This is a genomic window from Collimonas sp. GW821-FHT07E08, assembly GCF_059418905.1.
The window spans coordinates 11,893-28,189 of the sequence record NZ_JBWKQR010000019.1 but is presented as its reverse complement, the minus strand read 5'-3'; the positions used below and the strand labels follow the sequence as shown (position 1 = coordinate 28,189).

Below are 16,297 nucleotides of genomic sequence, written 5' to 3'. Positions count from 1 at the left end.
GCCTCCCATCGCGTTGCGGATCGCTTCAGGCAGAAGGCGATCCGCAGCCGCCTTGCATAGTTGCCAGCAGGCTACGCCCTCACAAGAAAAATGCTAGGATTTTGTGCTGCAGCAAGCAGGGAAAGCCACATTGGGCGCAAGGTTGTTGCCCATCCTTGACCTGCAAGCGACAGGGCATTCCGTAGTTCGCAACCGACACAATCCAACCTTCACAAGAAAGCCAATCAATGGACCACACTTCATTCCCGTTGCGCCACCTGCTGTCCAGCACCGCACTCGCCGTCTCCCTGGCGCTGGGCGCCGGCGCCGTCCCCACCGCCGTGTTCGCTGCCGCGCCCCAGGTCAAGACCCAGGCTCCAGGTTTCTACCGCGTGATGCTCGGCGATTTCGAGATCACCGCACTGAGCGACGGCACCGTCGACCTGCCGGTCGACAAGCTGCTGGACGAGCCCGCCGCCAAGACCACGGCAGCGCTGCGCAAGTCTTTCCTGGATGTGCCCGCCGAGACCTCGGTCAACGGTTTTCTCATCAACACCGGCACGAAACTGGTGCTGATCGATACCGGCGCCGGCACGCTGTTCGGCCCGACGCTGGGTAAGCTGACCGCAAGCCTGCAAGCGGCGGGCTACAAGCCTGAACAGGTTGATGACATCTTCCTCACGCACATGCATCCTGACCACCTCGGCGGCCTGGTCGCAAACGGTGCACTGGTGTTCCCCAACGCCACCGTCCACGCCGACAAGCGCGATGCCGACTTCTGGCTGTCCAAGGCAAAACTGGAGCAAGCGAGCGCCGACTCGAAGGGTTCCTTCCAGGGCGCAGTGGCGTCGCTCAACCCGTATATCGCGGCAGGAAAATTCCAGCCGTTCGATGGCAGCGGCGAGATCGTGCCGGGCGTCAAGGCTTGGTCGAGCTACGGCCACACCGCCGGCCATACGAGTTATGTCGTCGAAAGCAAGGGCCAAAAGCTGATCGTGACCGGCGACCTGATCCACGTTGGCGCCGTGCAGTTCGCGGACCCTGCGGTCACGATTGAATTCGACACGGACAAGAAAACCGCCGCCGTGGCGCGCGCCAAGGTCTTCACTGCAGCGGCAAAAGAAGGTGCGCTGATCGGCGCGGCCCACATCTCGTTTCCGGGCCTTGGGCATTTGCGCGCAGCCGGCAAGTCGTGGCAATGGATCCCAGTCAACTACACGACCGAGCTGAAATAACGCCGCCGGCAACCCGCATGCCAGGCGCAGCCGTCACGCTGACGGCGCCAGGCGCCTGGCATGCATTCCGGCTTCAGTCGCACGCAACAGCCAGCTCCTGTTTCAGGTACGGCATGATATTCCGCATCGCGCGCGATACATACTCTTCTTTCTCTCCCACCGGGGCGACATAGTGCAGTGCACTTTCCGCCGCCTCGACGCCTTCCAGCCGGGCAATTATCCAGGCGGCGAGGTACGGCGACGCCAGGCACCCGCCTGCGGTAGCGACGTTATCCCGCGCAAAGAAAGGCTGGTTCAGCACCTCGACGCCGGCTTCCTGGACCCAGGGTCTGGTCGTCAGGTCGGTGCAGGCAGGAACACTCTCCAGCAGCCCGAGCTTGGCCAGCACCAGCGTGCCGGAGCATTGCGCAGCCAGCAATTGCTGCGACGGGTCGAGCTGCAGCTGCGCCATCAGCGCCTCGTCGGCGACGATTTCCCGTGTCCGCATGCCGCTGCCGACGATGACCGCGTCGGCAGTGCTTGCCTCGCGCAGGGATGCCTGCGCTTCGATCACCAGCCCGTTCATCGACCGCACTCGCGCCGCAGGGCTCGCGATCGACACGCGCCAGCCAGGCTTCTTGATGCGGTTCAGGACACCGAGCGCGATCAGGGAGTCGAGTTCGTTGAAGCCTTCGAAGGTAAGGATAGCAATATGCATGGCGTCGTCTTCCGGTGCAGATGGGGTTGAGGAATCAGTATTGCTTGTAGGGGAGGAATTTGCCGCTCATGAGGATGCGCACGCGGTCGCCGTTAGGGTCGTTCTCGCGCTGCAGGTCCATCTTGAAATCGATGGCGCTCATGATGCCGTCGCCAAACTCTTCGTGGATAAGCGCTTTGAAAGTACTCCCGTATACATTGACCAGTTCGTAGAAGCGATAGATCAGCGGGTCGGTAGGAACTGACGTCGGCAGCGAGCCTTTGTACGGTGTCACGGTCAGCCACTTGGCCTCTTCCGCGGTCAGGCTGAAAATTCCCGCGAGGACGCCCGCCTGTTCCGCGCTCAGCGTCATTTGCCCCAGGCACGCAGCGGTGACCCATTCCTTGCTAAGCCCGACCTTGGCCGCGACTTCCGACCACTTGATGCCCGAGGACACTTTGGCGGCAATGATTTTTTCGGTAACTTCGAGGCGGTCCATAAAAGCTCCTTCAAGGAATGCGGGGTCAGGGTTGGGGTAGGGTTAAATATGCTGCCGTCTGCTTGCGTGAATCGGATTGCATTGAGTCAGTCCATGATCGGTCCATGGCAGTGCGGCTAACAGCCCGCAACACATTTCCCTTCCACGTTGAATTCCATGGTCTTGCCGCTAAGGGGAGCGTATACGGGGACTTTCACCGCGGTTTTAAATTCCAGGAATTTGCTGCCCGGCAGGAATTTCCCATCCTTGGTGGCCGCCTCATTCACGTGCGAAGCTATCACGGCGTTGGGGCGCACCAGGTCGTTGATCACATACGCGGCTTCCTGCGGACCGGTGGAAAAAATGCCGCCGATGTTCAGCACCGCCAGTTTGGGTTTATAGAAGCGCCGCACCACCAGGTCCTGGTCGGCAATGATGCCGGTGTCGCCAGACAGGTACACCGCCAGCCCGTTGGAAAAAGTCAGCACGAAACCGCCTGCGGGACCGACATAAGCCTTCACGCCGTTGGCCGACAGGCCTTCTGCAAGCGCTCCGCCCAGGAATTTTTCGTCCAGTCCGTTTGAATGCGCCGCCGGGACGCCGGCAATGCTGACGCCGCCGATTTTCCGCTGGCCTCCGAAGCGGACCAGCAGCACCTGGTCGGCGCTACCGCCGGCAGCCGTGATCCTGCGCGAGAAAAAATCTCCCATTTCGCCGCCAACGAACAATTTGGCTTTCTTCGCCAGGACTACCTCTTCGGTTACCGAAGACGGCGCGCTCTTTACCGAAAAATCGGGAGAGGCGCAGGTGCCGGCATTTGCCTCGGCCTGGTGTGCATCGCCCAGGTGATCGCTGTGCACATGGCTTAGCAATACGCCATCGATTTTACCCAGCCGGGGATCGCCGCCGCCGCGCACCGTGCGGCCGGCGTCATACAGAATCCGCGTTCCATCCGGATCCTCGAAGATCAGCGCACGGTCCTGCGCGCAGAATTCGCCATCGTGGCTGCCCAACGGCGTGATTTTGACTGTAGCGGCGCCGGCAGCGGTCGCCGCCGGCATGGCGCTGATGCAAAAAAAAGAAAACAATAAACTCGCGATTACGGTCGTGTTTTTCATGAGGAGTTTCTCAGATATCAGGGATAGGAATCTTGTTCCGCGATCCGGGAAATTGGTCCGTGCCTGTTATTGCCGCGCCGTCAAACCCAGGTTTGCGCTTGAGCCAGACTCATCATAACCAGAAACCATGCCCAATGCTAAATCATCATGCTGTCGCGCAGCTTACGCTCGAAGACGCGGTATTGCGGAACTCGGCTGCAACTTGCTTAATGTGTTGCAGGTATTGCGCTGCACTCGGCTATTAATTGCAGACGCCTGCCGCCGAGGGCTTCTACGCGCACACTTGGTGCCGCACCTGCGCGATGCGCCAGACGACGGACCGCTGGTTGATGGCCGCATGCACTGGCGAGTCCGCCGTCTCGCCCATGATTCGAGACGCGGCGTCCTCGCCTTCGGCCATGGAACTCCAGACCAGCATGTCCACGATAGAACCGTCTTCCAATTCCGCGATGTGGCGGGACTGAAAGCCGGCCTGGCGCTTCAGCCATGCATCGATGTCAGCATTGGCGGCGATGAAGTCCTTCACGCCGCGTCCTTTGACAAGCTTGAAAGTCGTGATCTCGAGGGCGGTAGACATCTTGTAACTCCTGTGTGGCTGATTTGCGGGGTGCGGCTCTTCGTCAAACGTGCTCATCGCTGCGCTGTAGGGCGGATGATCAATTCACTCACGTCGACATCGGCCGGCTGGCTGATGGCGAAACCGATCGCCTGCGCGATGGCTTCAGGTGAAATCGCCAGGTCCATCATTTCGCGGACCGCCGCCTGCACCTGTGGGTTGGCAATGCCGTCGACCAGTTCGCTGCGCGTAAGGCCGGGACTGACCACGGTCACGCGTATGTCGGTGTTTTCCTGCCGCAGCCCCTCGGAAATTGCCCGCACTGCAAACTTGGTCGCGCAATAGACCGCCGCGGTAGGATCGACCCGATAAGCGGAGGTGGAAGCGATATTGACGATATGTCCAGCTTTCTGTTCTTTCATGACCGGCAGCACTGCCGCGATGCCGTGCAGGACGCCGCGCAGATTGACGTCGATCATCCGGTCCCACTCGTTGACCCGCAGTTCCTCGAGCATGGACAGAGGCATGATGCCCGCATTGTTGACCAGCACGTCGATCCTGCCGTAGCGCTTGACGACAGTGTTCGCGAAGGCGCGTACGCTGTCGAGGCTGGTGACGTCCAGTTCTTGGAAACTTGCCTCGCCGCCAGCGTCCAGAATTTCCTTGGCGATGGCGGCGATACGGTCGACGCGGCGGGCGCCCAGCAGCACCTTGTGGCCGCGGGCAGCCAGGTGGCGGGCTGTCGCCTCGCCGATGCCGCTGCTTGCGCCAGTGACGAGTACCACTTTTCCTGGGGCGGCGTTCGGGATGAGATTGGTTGCCATGGTCGGCTCCTCTTCGATGGATTGGATAAATCGGATGACTGCATAGTGTCATCGACTGGACCACGCGCGTTATCCGGATTCTCCATAAATCATCTACGATCCTGCAAATCATTGAACCTGCCTGATGCGCCAACTGGAATATCAGGTAAGCTCGATACTGCTGCAACCCTTAGAAAATCAAAGTATTTCCCATGAAAACAAGCTTAGACCCTTATCGGGAAATGGCATCCATCATTGCCCGTTTCGCCAACACCGATGGCGAGCTTGAGACCGCCATCGACGGTTTTTTCATCGGCCGCCGTTCTTCCCCATCCCAGGCGCTCAACACCACGCAGTGGCCGTGCTTCGCGCTGGTCGTCCAAGGGGCGAAACGCCTGACGCTAGGAACCGAGGTGTTTGAATACGGCGTCGGAGATTGCCTGGTGGTGTCGCTGGACCTTCCGGTCGTCTCGCTCATTACGCAAGCGAGCATTGAAGTTCCGCACCTTGGTGTGGCCATGGCGATCAATGGCGAGCGGCTCAAACACCTGATCGGCAGGATAGGCATGCCGGCGGGAGCGGGCGCCGCCGACGCAATACGCGGTGCAGCCGTCAACCTCGCCGCGCCGGAATTGCTGGATGCGACGCTGAGAATGCTGAGATTGCTCGACCGCCCAGGCGACATACCGGCAATGGCGCCGTTGATCGAAGAGGAAATCCTGTACCGCCTGCTGACCTCGCCTTACGGCCCGCGGCTCTTGCGGATCGCCCAGGCCGAGAGTCCCAGCAACAGGATTTTCAAGGCCACCGCCTGGCTGCGCCAGAATTTCGCAAGCCCGCTGCGCGTGGAAGACCTGGCCCGCCATGTCGGCATGAGCGTGTCCTCGCTCCACCACCATTTCAGTGCCGTGACGGCGATGACGCCGATGCAGTACCAGAAGAAGCTGCGGCTGTACGAGGCGCGCCGCCTGATGCTGGTCGAACGGCTGGATGTCGGCTCAACCGGATATCGCGTCGGCTACCAGAGCCCATCGCAATTCAGCCGGGAGTACAGCCGGCTGTTCGGACGTTCGCCGCTGCGCGACGTGGAAAGCATGCGCGAATCCTTCGTCGTCGATTTGTCCCGCCGGGACGCGGATTCGATTGCACCGCAACCCTAGCGTGGTTAAAGGTTGGTTTTCTGAAGCGATGACGTCGATTGCGGACGCTTGCCGGGTCCCGATGCAGAGGGCCGGGCCCGCCGGACAAGCCGCAAAACAGACCGCAAAGATTGTTTTTATCGGCATTCCGAGCTATCGTCTCGGGTTTGGCGGCAATCCTTCCCGCAGCGGAGACAGAGAATGGACAACACCACGCGATCGGAACGATCACGCAACGCCATCATCCAGGCAGCCCTCGCCATCATCGCGCGCGACGGCCCGCGCCGGCTGACGCTGGATGCGATTGCGCGCGAAAGCGGCATCAGCAAGGGCGGGCTGATGCATCAGTTCCGCTCGAAGGAGGCGGTGCTGAAGGCGCTGCTGGAATACCAGGCTGAATATTTCGAGAAATTTTCCCAGGGCTACATGGCGCAAGTCAGCGCGACGTCGTCCGAACCCCTTCTGGCGACACAGATCGCGGTAGCCCGCGAAGCCGTCACTACGCAGCAGTCGGTCGCCTTTGCCATCCTCGGCGCCATCAGCGAAGAGCCCGGGCTGCTGTCCGCCTTTAAAGAGATCGACGCCAAAAAGATCGCGTCGATCAAGGCCGAGGCCGCCGATCCTGAGCTGGCGATGCTGCGCTGGTATGCGGCCAAAGGCTTGCTCCTGAATGCCCTGTTCGGGTTATGTCCACTGTCGGACGAAGAGCGCCAGCGCATGTTTGAGCGCCTGCTCGACAGCAAGCAATGGCTGGTTCCCGGCAAAGCCTAGGACAACGCCTGGCTTGCGCGCCTTCCGACAGGAAGACACGCGATCAATGATGCGCCTTGGCCGCCCTCCACCGGGGCTCGGTTGCCGACGCCGCCCCGGCGGCCATGGTGCGACGCATGTTGCAATATAGACATTCCACACAAAAAAGACCCGGCTCCATCCCTCCCCCCGAAAGCCTGGTACGACGCCTCTTCGTGCGCGGCAAAGGCATCAGAGAGGGTTTTATATTTTCTTTTAAAAAACCGACCAGACGGTTTGCAAATACAGAATTCGGTGCTATATTCGCTTCCTGAGTTAGCGCGAAAGGGCGGCCGGAGAGCTGATTTCGGCATCGGTTGAACGCTGCATTTCACTCCGTCCAATAGCGCCAGGCAGCGATCGCCATCACGGTCACGCCCGACTCATCCACCACGCCGTACCAGGGGATGGCCGTCATTCCTTGGAAAAACCTGAACACTGAAGAGGAATTGAAATGCACATATCCATCAAGACCGGCCGGCTGGCCATGATCGCAGCGTTCTGCCTGGCGCTGGCGGCATGCGGGACCACGCAGCCGGTGGCGTACTCGGGAATCTCGTCGTCGCCAAAGCTGACGCCTAACCAGAAAGACGATACCGGACGTGTCCCGTACAGTTATTCGGCGCCCGTGGAATGGCAGAAATACAACGCGCTCATCATCGATCCGATCGCAATCTACAGCGGGCCGGATCATCAGTTTGGAGATTTGTCCGAGGCGGACAAACAGGAACTCGCCCGCTACATGGATAGCACTTTCAGAAAAGCATTAAGCCAGCGATTCCAGGTAACCGCCAATCCCGGATCGAATACCCTCAAGCTCAGGTTGACCTTGGCCGGCGTGGGTACAAACACTGCAGTGGCATCGACGGTGACCCGCTTTGACCTGGCTGGCATGCCTTACAACGTAGTCCAGTCCATACGTGGGAAAGAAGGGGTTTTCATGGGGTCGGTCAGCTATTCAGTTGAAATCTATGACGCCACAAGTAACCAGCTGCTGAAGGCGTTCGTGACAAAGCAGTATCCCAATGCGATGAATATCGTGGCGACCTTCGGTGCGCTCCATGCCGCCAAAACCGGCATCGAAAAAGGTGCAGATGCGCTGGTCGCTTCCCTGAAATAAGCGGCTGAATCCGTAGATAAACGCGCCATGACCGACCATGACACCACGTGCAATGCGCCCGCACCAAGCACTGGCGGCCAGCACCTGGTCGCCTGCGAATACTGCGACGCCGTCTACCAGCGCGCCGGCCTTGCCGAAGGCGAACGCGCGCAGTGCCGGCGCTGCGGCGGCACGCTGTACCGCGAGAGCACGCGCGCCTATCAACGGCTGCTGCCGTTGGTGGTGACCGCGCTCATCCTGTTTGTGGTGTCCAACATCTTTCCGATTGTCGAGATGGACCTCAAGGGCATCCGTACGCAAACCACCTTATGGGGCGCGGTCCAGGCGCTGTATGCCGACCGCGACATGGCGCTGGTGGCCCTGCTGGTGTTTGCGACCACCATCCTGCTGCCGCTGGCAGAGATGCTGATGATGCTCCATCTGCTGGCGCCGATGGCGCGGCGCCGTTTGCCGGCAGGTTTCGAGTACGTCGTGCGCTACATCCGCCGCACACGGCCATGGGGCATGATCGAGGTCTACCTGCTTGGCGTGGTGGTGACGCTGGTCAAGCTCTCCAGCGTGGCCGATATCCTGCCAGGCCCAGCGCTCTGGTCATTCAGCGCGCTGGTCATCGTGCTGGCGGTCATGCTGTCGTTCGATCCACGCGACCTGTGGCAATACAGGGAGCCGCCGCGATGAGCATGCCGCTGCCCGCGGTGCCGACCACCGCGTCGATGGGACTGGCGTCCTGCCACGCCTGCAACCTGCTCAGCCCACATGCACCCGAAGGCCGGCCCTGCCCGCGCTGCGGCGCCGCCGTGCATCGCCGCAAGCCAGGCTCGCTGGCGCGCACCTGGTCTTTCCTGATCGCCGCCGCGATCCTCTACATCCCCGCCAACCTTTTGCCGATGATAGTCACGCAATCCGTTTTCGAGACCGTGCGCGACACCATCCTCTCCGGCATCGTCTATTTCTGGATTTCGGATGCGAAAGCGCTGGCCATCCTGGTGTTGGCCGCCAGCGTCGTAGTGCCGCTGCTAAAGATGATGGCGTTGACGCTGCTGCTGCTTTCGGTGCATTTCCGCTGCAGCCGGCGCATCCGGCAGCAGACCCAGCTGTACCGCCTGCTGGAGACAGTCGGCCGCTGGTCGATGCTCGACATCTTCGTCGTCGCCATGCTGGCCTCGCTGGTGCGCGCCGGCAAGCTGGCCACCATCGTCCCCGGTCCCGGGGCCCTGGCTTTCGCCGCTGTCGTGGTACTCACCATGCTCGCTTCGCTGAGCTTCGATCCCCGCCTGCTGTGGGATGCGCTGGATGCACGCAATGACTGAGTCCGATTCCCCCAATCCGCCGATGCCGCCCGCGCCGCCGCGTCCCGAACTGCGCCGGCGTCCACGCTGGCTGCCTTCGCTGGTATGGCTGATCCCGATCGTCGCCGCCATCGTCGGATTGTCGCTGCTGGTCCACACCCTGTCCGAACGCGGCCCCGAAATCGCGGTGACGTTCCGCACCGCGGACGGACTCGCGCCCGGCAAGACGCCGGTACGCTACAAGGCAGTCGATATCGGCGTGGTCAAGTCGCTGCGCCTGGCGCGCGATCGTTCCCACGTGATCGCCACCATCGCCCTGAGCAACGACGCCAACAGCTTCCTGGCCAAGGACACCCGATTCTGGGTAGTGCGCCCGCGCTTTGCCGTCTCCGGCATTTCGGGCCTGGAGACACTGCTGTCCGGCGCCTACATCGGCGTGGACGCCGGCAAATCGGATATGCGCAGCGACAGTTTCGCCGGACTGGAAGTGCCGCCGGCGGTATCCACGGACGCCTCCGGCAAACAATTCGTCTTGCGCGCCGCCGACCTCGGCTCGCTCGACATCGGTTCCCCTGTCTATTACCGGCGCGTGCGGGTAGGCCAGGTAGTGGCTTACCAGCTCGAGCCCAATGGCCAGGATCTCTCGTTGCGTGTGTTCGTCGACAAGCCTTACGACAAGCTGGTCACCGCCAACACCCGTTTCTGGCATGCCAGCGGCATCGACATCAAGCTCGACGCCGGCGGCCTCAAGGTGAATACGCAGGCGCTCGCCACCATGCTGCTTGGCGGCGTGGCGTTCCAGGATCCCGACAATGCCAAGGCCGCTGCCGCAGCCGGCGAGAATATGCGGTTCATCCTGGCCAGCGACCAGGCGGAAGCCATGAAACCCCTCGACGAACTGAAGCCGGCGCTTGCCGTCCTCAATTTCGACCAGTCTGTGCGTGGCTTGTCGCCAGGGGCAGCACTGAACTTTCGCGGCATCGTGGTGGGCCAGGTGCGCTCGATCGGGATCGAATACCAGCGCGACAGGAAAACCTTCCGCTTCCCCGTGATCGTGGAGCTGTATCCGTCCCGCATGGGCTTCAGCCCGCGCGACCTGGATGACAAGCAGAAAACCCACGACATCGCCGAAACCATGAACCGGCGCGGCCTGCGCGCGCAGCTGCGCAACGGCAACCTGCTCACCGGCCAGCTCTATGTGGCGTTCGACTTTTTCCCCAAGGCGGCGCCGGCCAAGGTCAGCGTCGACGGTCCCATGCCCGAACTGGCTACCACGCCCGGCACGCTGGACGAATTGCAGGCCAAGCTCGGCTCCATCGTCGACAAGATCGACAACGTCCCGTTCGAACAGATCGGCCGCGACCTGCGTACTTCGATGGCGGCGCTGGACAAGATGCTCAACAACGCCGACAAGCTGATGGCCCAGGTCGACGGCAACCTCGTGCCGCAATTCTCAGCCGCATTGCAAGACGCACGCCAGACCCTGCAAGCGGCCAACCAGACGCTGGCCCCGAATGCGCCTTTGCAGCAGGATACGCGCCGCATGATGCAGGAACTGACGCGCAGCGCCGCTTCCCTGCGTAGCTTGACCGATTACCTGGAACGCCATCCCGAAGCGCTGCTGCGCGGGAAAGCGGAGACGGAGAAGCCATGATCCCATCCGCCCATCTCGCCGTGCTCTGTGCGGAACTGCTGCTCGCCGCCGCCGTGCTGGCCGGCTGCGCCTCGCCCGAACCGCGTTATTACACGCTGGCGCCGGGGCCGTCCATCGATGCCGGCGCTGGGCCAGCCGGCGTCCAAGGCAAAGAACCGCTGCTGATTGAAGTGCCTCCCGTCCGCGTGCCTGAACGTCTCAACCGGGCCAACCTGCTGCTCGGCGATGGCAACGGCGCGCTCAAGATGATGGAGCAGGAGCGCTGGTCGGCGCCCCTTCCCGACGAGCTGCGCGACGCGCTGTCGCAGCGGCTGCAAGCCAGCCTGGGCGCTATCGACACCTATTACCACCGCGACGCCTCCGGCGCGGCGCCCCTGTATCGCGTTACGGTCGAAGTGGTGCGCATGGATGCCGAACCCGGAAGACGCGCCGGCGCCACCATCAACTGGGCGGTGCAGCGCTTCCCGGACAGCAAGGTGACGGCGGGCCGCACGCAGGCGGAGTTGCCGGCGCCGGGCGGAGTGGATAGCGTGGTGGCCGCCTACCAGCGCATTGTCGCCAGCACCGCCGCCGATATCGCAACGGCAATACGGACGCTGCAGCAAATATCGCCGGCGCCCTCGGCCACCGGGCATTCCCTGGCGCGCTACAGCCAATATCACATCGCGCCCGAGAAGCAGGAAATCCCCTGATCTCATTTTTCTTCAGGCGAACCGCCATCCGATGCCGCCAGCATCAGCAAGGCGCCAATGATCGCAACGTTTTTCAAGAAGTGGTTAAGCTGGTTCTGCATGGCGGCTGGTTCTGCCTGCCAGAACCGATGTGCGGTCAAGGTCGCAATCACCGTGAACAAAGCCACGATCACGGCGACCGGACGGACCCGCCAGCCGGCCAGGATCGCCAGGCCTCCGCCGAATTCAACCAGGATCGCGGCCAGCACGGAAAAAGTGGCGAACGGCACGCCGATGCGGTCCATATATCCGACCACGCCGGAAAAGGCAGTGATCTTGAGCAGGCCGGAAACGACGAACAGCGACGCCAGAAGGACACGGCCGCTGCGGTACAGTACAGGTGAAGTTTGCATGGTATTTTTATTCAATGGTTCAATGCCGTGGCGACACGCGCAGCGCATCGCCACGTTTCCCTGATTTGCATGGTTCGTCAACGCGCTTGCCGGCTTAGTAGCCGGCGTTGTCACGCAACTCATCCAGCTCTCGATTGGCGACAGGCGTATCGCGCTTCAGCTCCACCTTGACTTCAGCACGGCTCTTGGTCGACGCCACAGGCTGCAGCACCGGGTAGGCAGAGGCGGCATGGTTCAGGCTGCCCTGGTCGCTTGCCTGCTGCAATTCGGTCACGACCTCCGCGCGTGTCTTGGTCGAAACAAAAGGTGCTTCTGGCGGATAGCTTGCTTCAGCAAGTACCGAACCGGCAGCAGCGACAAGAGTGGTAGCAATCACGATTTTCAGGATGTTCATTTTGTGCTTTCTGTAGAAATATGCGCCGGGATGGCGACGGTGTCGGCATTCTGTGAAACTTGTTTTCCAGCATGTCTTGCCGTGTGATTGATACTATGCGCAACGACAATCCAGATAAATTAGCTAAAATGCGATCTTCCGTTCTACATATGGGACGATAAAGCCGGAACTTCCGATGAAAAAACTGAATATCGACCTCAACGACCTGTATTTTTTTGTCCAGGTTGTCGACCGCGGCGGCTTCACCGCAGCGGCAGACGCCCTGGACATCCCGAAATCCAGGCTGAGCCGGCGTACCGCGGAACTGGAGAAAGTATTGGGAGTCCGCCTGCTGCACCGGACCTCGCGCCGCATCGCGCTTACCGACGTCGGCTCCCAGTTCTACCAGCATTGCGTGGCGATGATCATCGAGGCCCACGCCGCCGAGGACGTCGTGCAGCGCACCCTGGTCGAGCCGGTGGGAGCGATACGCTTCAGCGCCCCGGAAGGAATGATCGATATGATCCTGAGCGACCTGCTGCCGCGCTTCATGGCCATGTATCCCAAAGTCCAGGTCATGACGCAGATTACCAATCGCAACGTCGACCTGGTCGAAGAAAGGATGGATGTCGCCTTGCGCATCAATTCGCAGGCGCTGGAGAACTCCAGCCTGGTCCAGGCCAACTTGTGCTCGACCCCGTGGGGGCTGTATGCGAGCCCGTCTTTCATGGAACGCGCCGGGAAGCCGCAAAGCCCGGCCGACCTGGCCGCGCTGGACGCGCTTGTTTTCGGCATGGACGACGAAGCGCCGGCATGGCGATTGCTGAACCAGGCAGGCGAAGAGCAGGTGGTTGCGTTGAAGCCGCGCATGAGAAGCGACAACATCCGGCTTCTTAAAAAGGCAGCGCTGGCGCACATGGGCGTGATCGCTTTACCGCGCCACGTATGCTCGGAAGACCTGGCGCAGAAATCCCTGCAACGCGTGCTGCCCGATTGGCGCCCGCCCTCGGGGCAGGTGCGCCTGCTATTCCCGACCCGGCGCGGCCTGGTCCCGGCCGTGCGGGCTTATATAGAATTCCTGAAAGCCGAACTGCCTGCCAGGATTGCGCTGCTGTCCGGGGAAAATTGACGATTTGCGCACAACGCGGCGGCGCCGCTCGGGCAAATTGTTCCGGTGTTATATTTTGCCATTCTGTTGTTCAGATTCAATTTCAAAAGGATACAGTCATGGCAAACATTGCTTTTCTCGGTACCGGGCTGCTCGGCGGCGCATTCGCTGAAGCCGCCGCAAAACGCGGTGATTCGGTAACCGCATGGAATCGCTCCATCGACAAGGTTCACGCCCTTGCCCAGTTCGGCGTGAAGGCTGCCGCAACGCCCGCCGAAGCGGTCCGAGGCGCCGCACGGGTGCATATCGTGGTGAAAGACGACGCGGTGGTCGAAGAGCTTATCGCGGCGGCGCGTGCTGGACTGTCGCCCGAAACAATCCTGATCGACCACACCACAACCTTGCCGGCGCTTACAGCCAAACGGGCCGAACGGCTGCATGCGGCCGGAGTGAAATACCTGCACTGTCCCGTCTTCATGGGACCGCCGGCCGCTCGCAATGCCCAGGGTACGATGATGGTCGCGGGCCCGAAGGCATTGTTCGAATCCGTGCAGGCGGATCTCGCCAAGATGACAGGACGTCTCGAATACCTGGGCGAGCGCAGCGACCTTGCCGCGGCAAACAAATTGTTTGGAAACGCCGTGATCATCGGCCTCTCCGCGGTGGTGGCCGACATCCTCACCCTGGCGCAAGCGAGCGCCGTGGATGGCGAGGACGCCATCAAGCTGCTTGGGCTGCTTGATTTGAACGGGATGGTGACCGGCCGCGGACTGAACATGGCAAAGGGCAATTTCGCCCCGAGCTTTGAACTGGCGATGGCGCGCAAGGATGTGCGGCTGATGCTGGAAACGACCGGCAACCGGCCGATGGCAGCCCTGCCCGCAGTCGCGGCCAGGATGGACCAGCTCATCGCCGCGGGACACGGCGCCGCGGATGCCAGCGTGCTTGGCATCGACGCGGTGCAGCGGCCTTAAACGGCCAATCCTGGCCGCCAGGCCTCAGCGGCCGTTGCCTGCAGTTCAGTCAAACTGGACTGCCAGTTTCCCCGGCAACGGCACGTTCAGCCATTTTTGCACGATCGCGTTCAACTCATGGTTCTTCTTGGCCTGGGTCAACGCGGCATTCACCTTCGCCATCAGCGCCGGCTCCTCTTTGAGCAGGCCGACGTAGCAGGCCGATTCCTGGATGATGTATTTCATTTGCGGCTTGTTGCTGGCGGCTTTTTCCGCCAGCGCAACGGCGACGAAATCGCCGGTGCCGACCAGCTGCACCTGGCCCGACAGGTAGGCCGAGATCATGCCGTTGTTGTCCTCGTAGCGTTTGATCACGGCGCTGGGCGGCGCGGTTTCTGTCAGCTGGCTGTCCTGGAACGTTCCGCGTGCGACACCGATGGTTTTTCCGGCGAGGTCGGCAGCGCCCGCAACTTTCAAGCTGGCGGGGCCGAAGACACTGTTGTTATAGGGTGAATACGGTTGCGAAAAGGCGATGACCTTTTCGCGTTCGGCGTTCTTGCCCAATGTGGAAATCGCCAGGTCGGCCTTGCGCGTCTGCAGATAGGCGATGCGGTTGGCGCTGCTGACCGGCACCAGCTCAAGTTTCAGCCCCATGTTCCTGGCGATCAGCGTTGCGACGTCGATATCCAGTCCCTGCAGTTTCATGTCCGAGGTGACGGATCCGAACGGCGCAAAATCCTGCGGCACGGCGATGCGCAGGACGCCGCGCTTCTGGATATCGGCCAGGGCATCGGCCCGCGCATCTTGCACTGCCATGATGCACAGTCCGAGGGACAACAGCAGGAGTTTTGCGAATCTCATCAAGGCACCCTTACGAAGACGTTTATCTAAGCGCCATCCCGATGCTTGATGCATCGGAATTAGCGGACATGCACATTTTTTAGGCAATAAACATGCCATGCGCGAGGTAAAATCCGATCCAGACTATCCCGCCGCATGGAATAGAACAACAGGCCAGCATTGCCACGCTAACATTTTATTCCTTCTGAAGCCATGACCATCACTATCAACGAAGACCTCCGCGCCTATATCGATCCGTTGACCGAGGACGAATTCGCCGCGCTGGAACGCAGCCTGCTGGCGGAAGGCTGCCGCGACGCGCTGGTGCTGTGGGGCGACCTGCTGGTGGACGGGCACAACCGCTACAGCATCTGCCAGAAACATGGGATTGCGTTCAACACCATGCAGAACCACACGTTCCAATCCATCGAAGACGTGCACCTGTGGATGATCGACAACCACCTGGGGCGGCGCAGCGTATCGGATTTCCAGCGCGGCGTGCTCGCATTGCGCAAGAAAGAGATCGTGGCGGCGCGCCAGGAACAGGCCCGGCAATCGGCTGCGCAGCCCGCCGGGACCGATGCCCCGGCCCAGTCCGATGGCGAACCGCCATGGACCCGGGAAGCCGTTGCGCGTACCGCGCGGGTAAGCAGCGCGACCTTGGGGCAGATCGAAAGAATCCAGAAAACGGCTGCGCCTGAGCTGGTAGGCGCCGTGAAGTCAGGCCTGATTTCCATCAACGCCGCGGCGGCCGTAGCCTCCTTGCCGAGCGAGAAGCAGGTAGCGGCGGTCGCCGGCGGAAAAAAGGAATTGCGCCAGGCGGCAAGGCAGGTGCGCGAAGCCCGGCTGCCGCCCAAGCCCGAACAGGATCCGCCGCCGATAGACGCCACGCCCGAACAAATCGAGATTCACCGCCTGCTGCAGCAGGTGGTTGAACTCACCCAGGAACGCGACCAGCTGAAAAAGAAAGTGCAGCACCTGACCATTGCGCTGGCGGAAGCGCGCAGCGGACAATAGTTCGCCGCGCATGCGGCCGGATTAGGTAGCCGCGCCAGGATTTACCAGGGGAAAAAACAGGCACATCAAGGCATCGCTCCGTTTGC

The 16,297-nt window shown here is 61.5% G+C and carries 19 protein-coding genes; 11 read left to right on the top strand and 8 right to left on the bottom strand.

From position 1 onward, the window contains the following. Nucleotides 1–227: 227 nt before the first annotated feature. On the top strand, nucleotides 228–1,214 hold the full coding sequence (locus tag AC07RZ_RS21085) for an MBL fold metallo-hydrolase (RefSeq protein ID WP_494669454.1): 987 nt from the start codon (nucleotides 228–230) through the stop codon (nucleotides 1,212–1,214). Between the two features lie 73 nt (nucleotides 1,215–1,287). On the opposite strand, the gene AC07RZ_RS21080 is transcribed toward AC07RZ_RS21085, so the two are convergent. The 5 genes from AC07RZ_RS21080 to AC07RZ_RS21060 form a co-directional block, all read right to left on the bottom strand. Further along, nucleotides 1,288–1,911: a DJ-1/PfpI family protein gene (locus tag AC07RZ_RS21080; protein WP_494669453.1), complete on the bottom strand. Its 624-nt coding sequence runs from the start codon at nucleotides 1,909–1,911 to the stop codon at nucleotides 1,288–1,290. A gap of 34 nt (nucleotides 1,912–1,945) precedes the next feature. Continuing rightward, nucleotides 1,946–2,389, bottom strand: a complete 444-nt coding sequence (cynS, locus tag AC07RZ_RS21075; protein ID WP_494669452.1) for a cyanase — start codon at nucleotides 2,387–2,389, stop codon at nucleotides 1,946–1,948. Between the two features lie 116 nt (nucleotides 2,390–2,505). Further along, nucleotides 2,506–3,486: an MBL fold metallo-hydrolase gene (locus AC07RZ_RS21070; protein WP_494669451.1), complete on the bottom strand. Its 981-nt coding sequence runs from the start codon at nucleotides 3,484–3,486 to the stop codon at nucleotides 2,506–2,508. 271 nt (nucleotides 3,487–3,757) lie between these two features. Further along, entirely contained in the window at nucleotides 3,758–4,063 is a 306-nt protein-coding gene (locus AC07RZ_RS21065; protein WP_494669450.1) for a hypothetical protein, read from the bottom strand. A gap of 53 nt (nucleotides 4,064–4,116) precedes the next feature. Then, a complete protein-coding gene (locus tag AC07RZ_RS21060) occupies nucleotides 4,117–4,866 on the bottom strand; it encodes an SDR family oxidoreductase (RefSeq protein ID WP_494669449.1) in 750 nt (249 codons plus the stop codon). A 191-nt stretch (nucleotides 4,867–5,057) separates the two neighbouring features. Here AC07RZ_RS21060 and AC07RZ_RS21055 point away from each other — a divergent pair, with 191 nt between their 5' ends. From AC07RZ_RS21055 to AC07RZ_RS21025, 7 genes are all read left to right on the top strand, one after another. Next, nucleotides 5,058–6,005: an AraC family transcriptional regulator gene (locus tag AC07RZ_RS21055; protein WP_494669448.1), complete on the top strand. Its 948-nt coding sequence runs from the start codon at nucleotides 5,058–5,060 to the stop codon at nucleotides 6,003–6,005. A gap of 180 nt (nucleotides 6,006–6,185) precedes the next feature. After that, the gene (locus AC07RZ_RS21050; RefSeq protein WP_494669447.1) at nucleotides 6,186–6,755 is read left to right on the top strand and encodes a TetR/AcrR family transcriptional regulator; all 570 of its coding nucleotides are present in this window, start codon (nucleotides 6,186–6,188) and stop codon (nucleotides 6,753–6,755) included. Between the two features lie 472 nt (nucleotides 6,756–7,227). Further along, nucleotides 7,228–7,893, top strand: coding sequence for a DUF3313 domain-containing protein (locus AC07RZ_RS21045; RefSeq protein ID WP_494669446.1), 666 nt, complete (start codon nucleotides 7,228–7,230; stop codon nucleotides 7,891–7,893). Nucleotides 7,894–7,920: 27 nt separating this feature from the next. After that, the gene (locus AC07RZ_RS21040) at nucleotides 7,921–8,571 is read left to right on the top strand and encodes a paraquat-inducible protein A (protein WP_494669445.1); all 651 of its coding nucleotides are present in this window, start codon (nucleotides 7,921–7,923) and stop codon (nucleotides 8,569–8,571) included. Continuing rightward, nucleotides 8,568–9,203 (top strand): paraquat-inducible protein A, encoded by a 636-nt coding sequence (locus AC07RZ_RS21035; protein WP_494669444.1) that lies wholly within the window; start codon nucleotides 8,568–8,570, stop codon nucleotides 9,201–9,203. The genes AC07RZ_RS21040 and AC07RZ_RS21035 overlap by 4 nt, the downstream gene beginning before the upstream one ends. After that, nucleotides 9,196–10,836, top strand: a complete 1,641-nt coding sequence (locus AC07RZ_RS21030) for a PqiB family protein (RefSeq protein ID WP_494669443.1) — start codon at nucleotides 9,196–9,198, stop codon at nucleotides 10,834–10,836. The genes AC07RZ_RS21035 and AC07RZ_RS21030 overlap by 8 nt, the downstream gene beginning before the upstream one ends. Further along, nucleotides 10,833–11,528: a PqiC family protein gene (locus AC07RZ_RS21025; RefSeq protein WP_494669442.1), complete on the top strand. Its 696-nt coding sequence runs from the start codon at nucleotides 10,833–10,835 to the stop codon at nucleotides 11,526–11,528. The genes AC07RZ_RS21030 and AC07RZ_RS21025 overlap by 4 nt, the downstream gene beginning before the upstream one ends. A 2-nt stretch (nucleotides 11,529–11,530) precedes the next feature. On the opposite strand, the gene AC07RZ_RS21020 is transcribed toward AC07RZ_RS21025, so the two are convergent. Together AC07RZ_RS21020 and AC07RZ_RS21015 are read right to left on the bottom strand one after the other, a co-directional pair. Continuing rightward, nucleotides 11,531–11,920: a DoxX family protein gene (locus tag AC07RZ_RS21020; protein ID WP_494669441.1), complete on the bottom strand. Its 390-nt coding sequence runs from the start codon at nucleotides 11,918–11,920 to the stop codon at nucleotides 11,531–11,533. A 94-nt stretch (nucleotides 11,921–12,014) separates the two neighbouring features. After that, entirely contained in the window at nucleotides 12,015–12,314 is a 300-nt protein-coding gene (locus tag AC07RZ_RS21015) for a DUF4148 domain-containing protein (protein ID WP_494669440.1), read from the bottom strand. A 175-nt stretch (nucleotides 12,315–12,489) separates the two neighbouring features. Between AC07RZ_RS21015 and AC07RZ_RS21010 the strand changes: the two genes are divergently transcribed. Both AC07RZ_RS21010 and AC07RZ_RS21005 read left to right on the top strand, forming a co-directional pair. Continuing rightward, nucleotides 12,490–13,422 (top strand): LysR substrate-binding domain-containing protein, encoded by a 933-nt coding sequence (locus tag AC07RZ_RS21010; protein ID WP_494669439.1) that lies wholly within the window; start codon nucleotides 12,490–12,492, stop codon nucleotides 13,420–13,422. Nucleotides 13,423–13,520: 98 nt separating this feature from the next. After that, nucleotides 13,521–14,375 (top strand): NAD(P)-dependent oxidoreductase, encoded by an 855-nt coding sequence (locus tag AC07RZ_RS21005; protein ID WP_494669438.1) that lies wholly within the window; start codon nucleotides 13,521–13,523, stop codon nucleotides 14,373–14,375. A gap of 45 nt (nucleotides 14,376–14,420) precedes the next feature. On the opposite strand, the gene AC07RZ_RS21000 is transcribed toward AC07RZ_RS21005, so the two are convergent. After that, nucleotides 14,421–15,215 carry a transporter substrate-binding domain-containing protein gene (locus AC07RZ_RS21000; RefSeq protein ID WP_494669437.1) on the bottom strand — a complete coding sequence of 265 codons (795 nt, stop codon included), beginning with the start codon at nucleotides 15,213–15,215 and terminating at the stop codon, nucleotides 14,421–14,423. A 192-nt stretch (nucleotides 15,216–15,407) separates the two neighbouring features. Between AC07RZ_RS21000 and AC07RZ_RS20995 the strand changes: the two genes are divergently transcribed. Then, a complete protein-coding gene (locus AC07RZ_RS20995) occupies nucleotides 15,408–16,211 on the top strand; it encodes a ParB N-terminal domain-containing protein (protein WP_494669436.1) in 804 nt (267 codons plus the stop codon). Nucleotides 16,212–16,297: the final 86 nt, after the last annotated feature.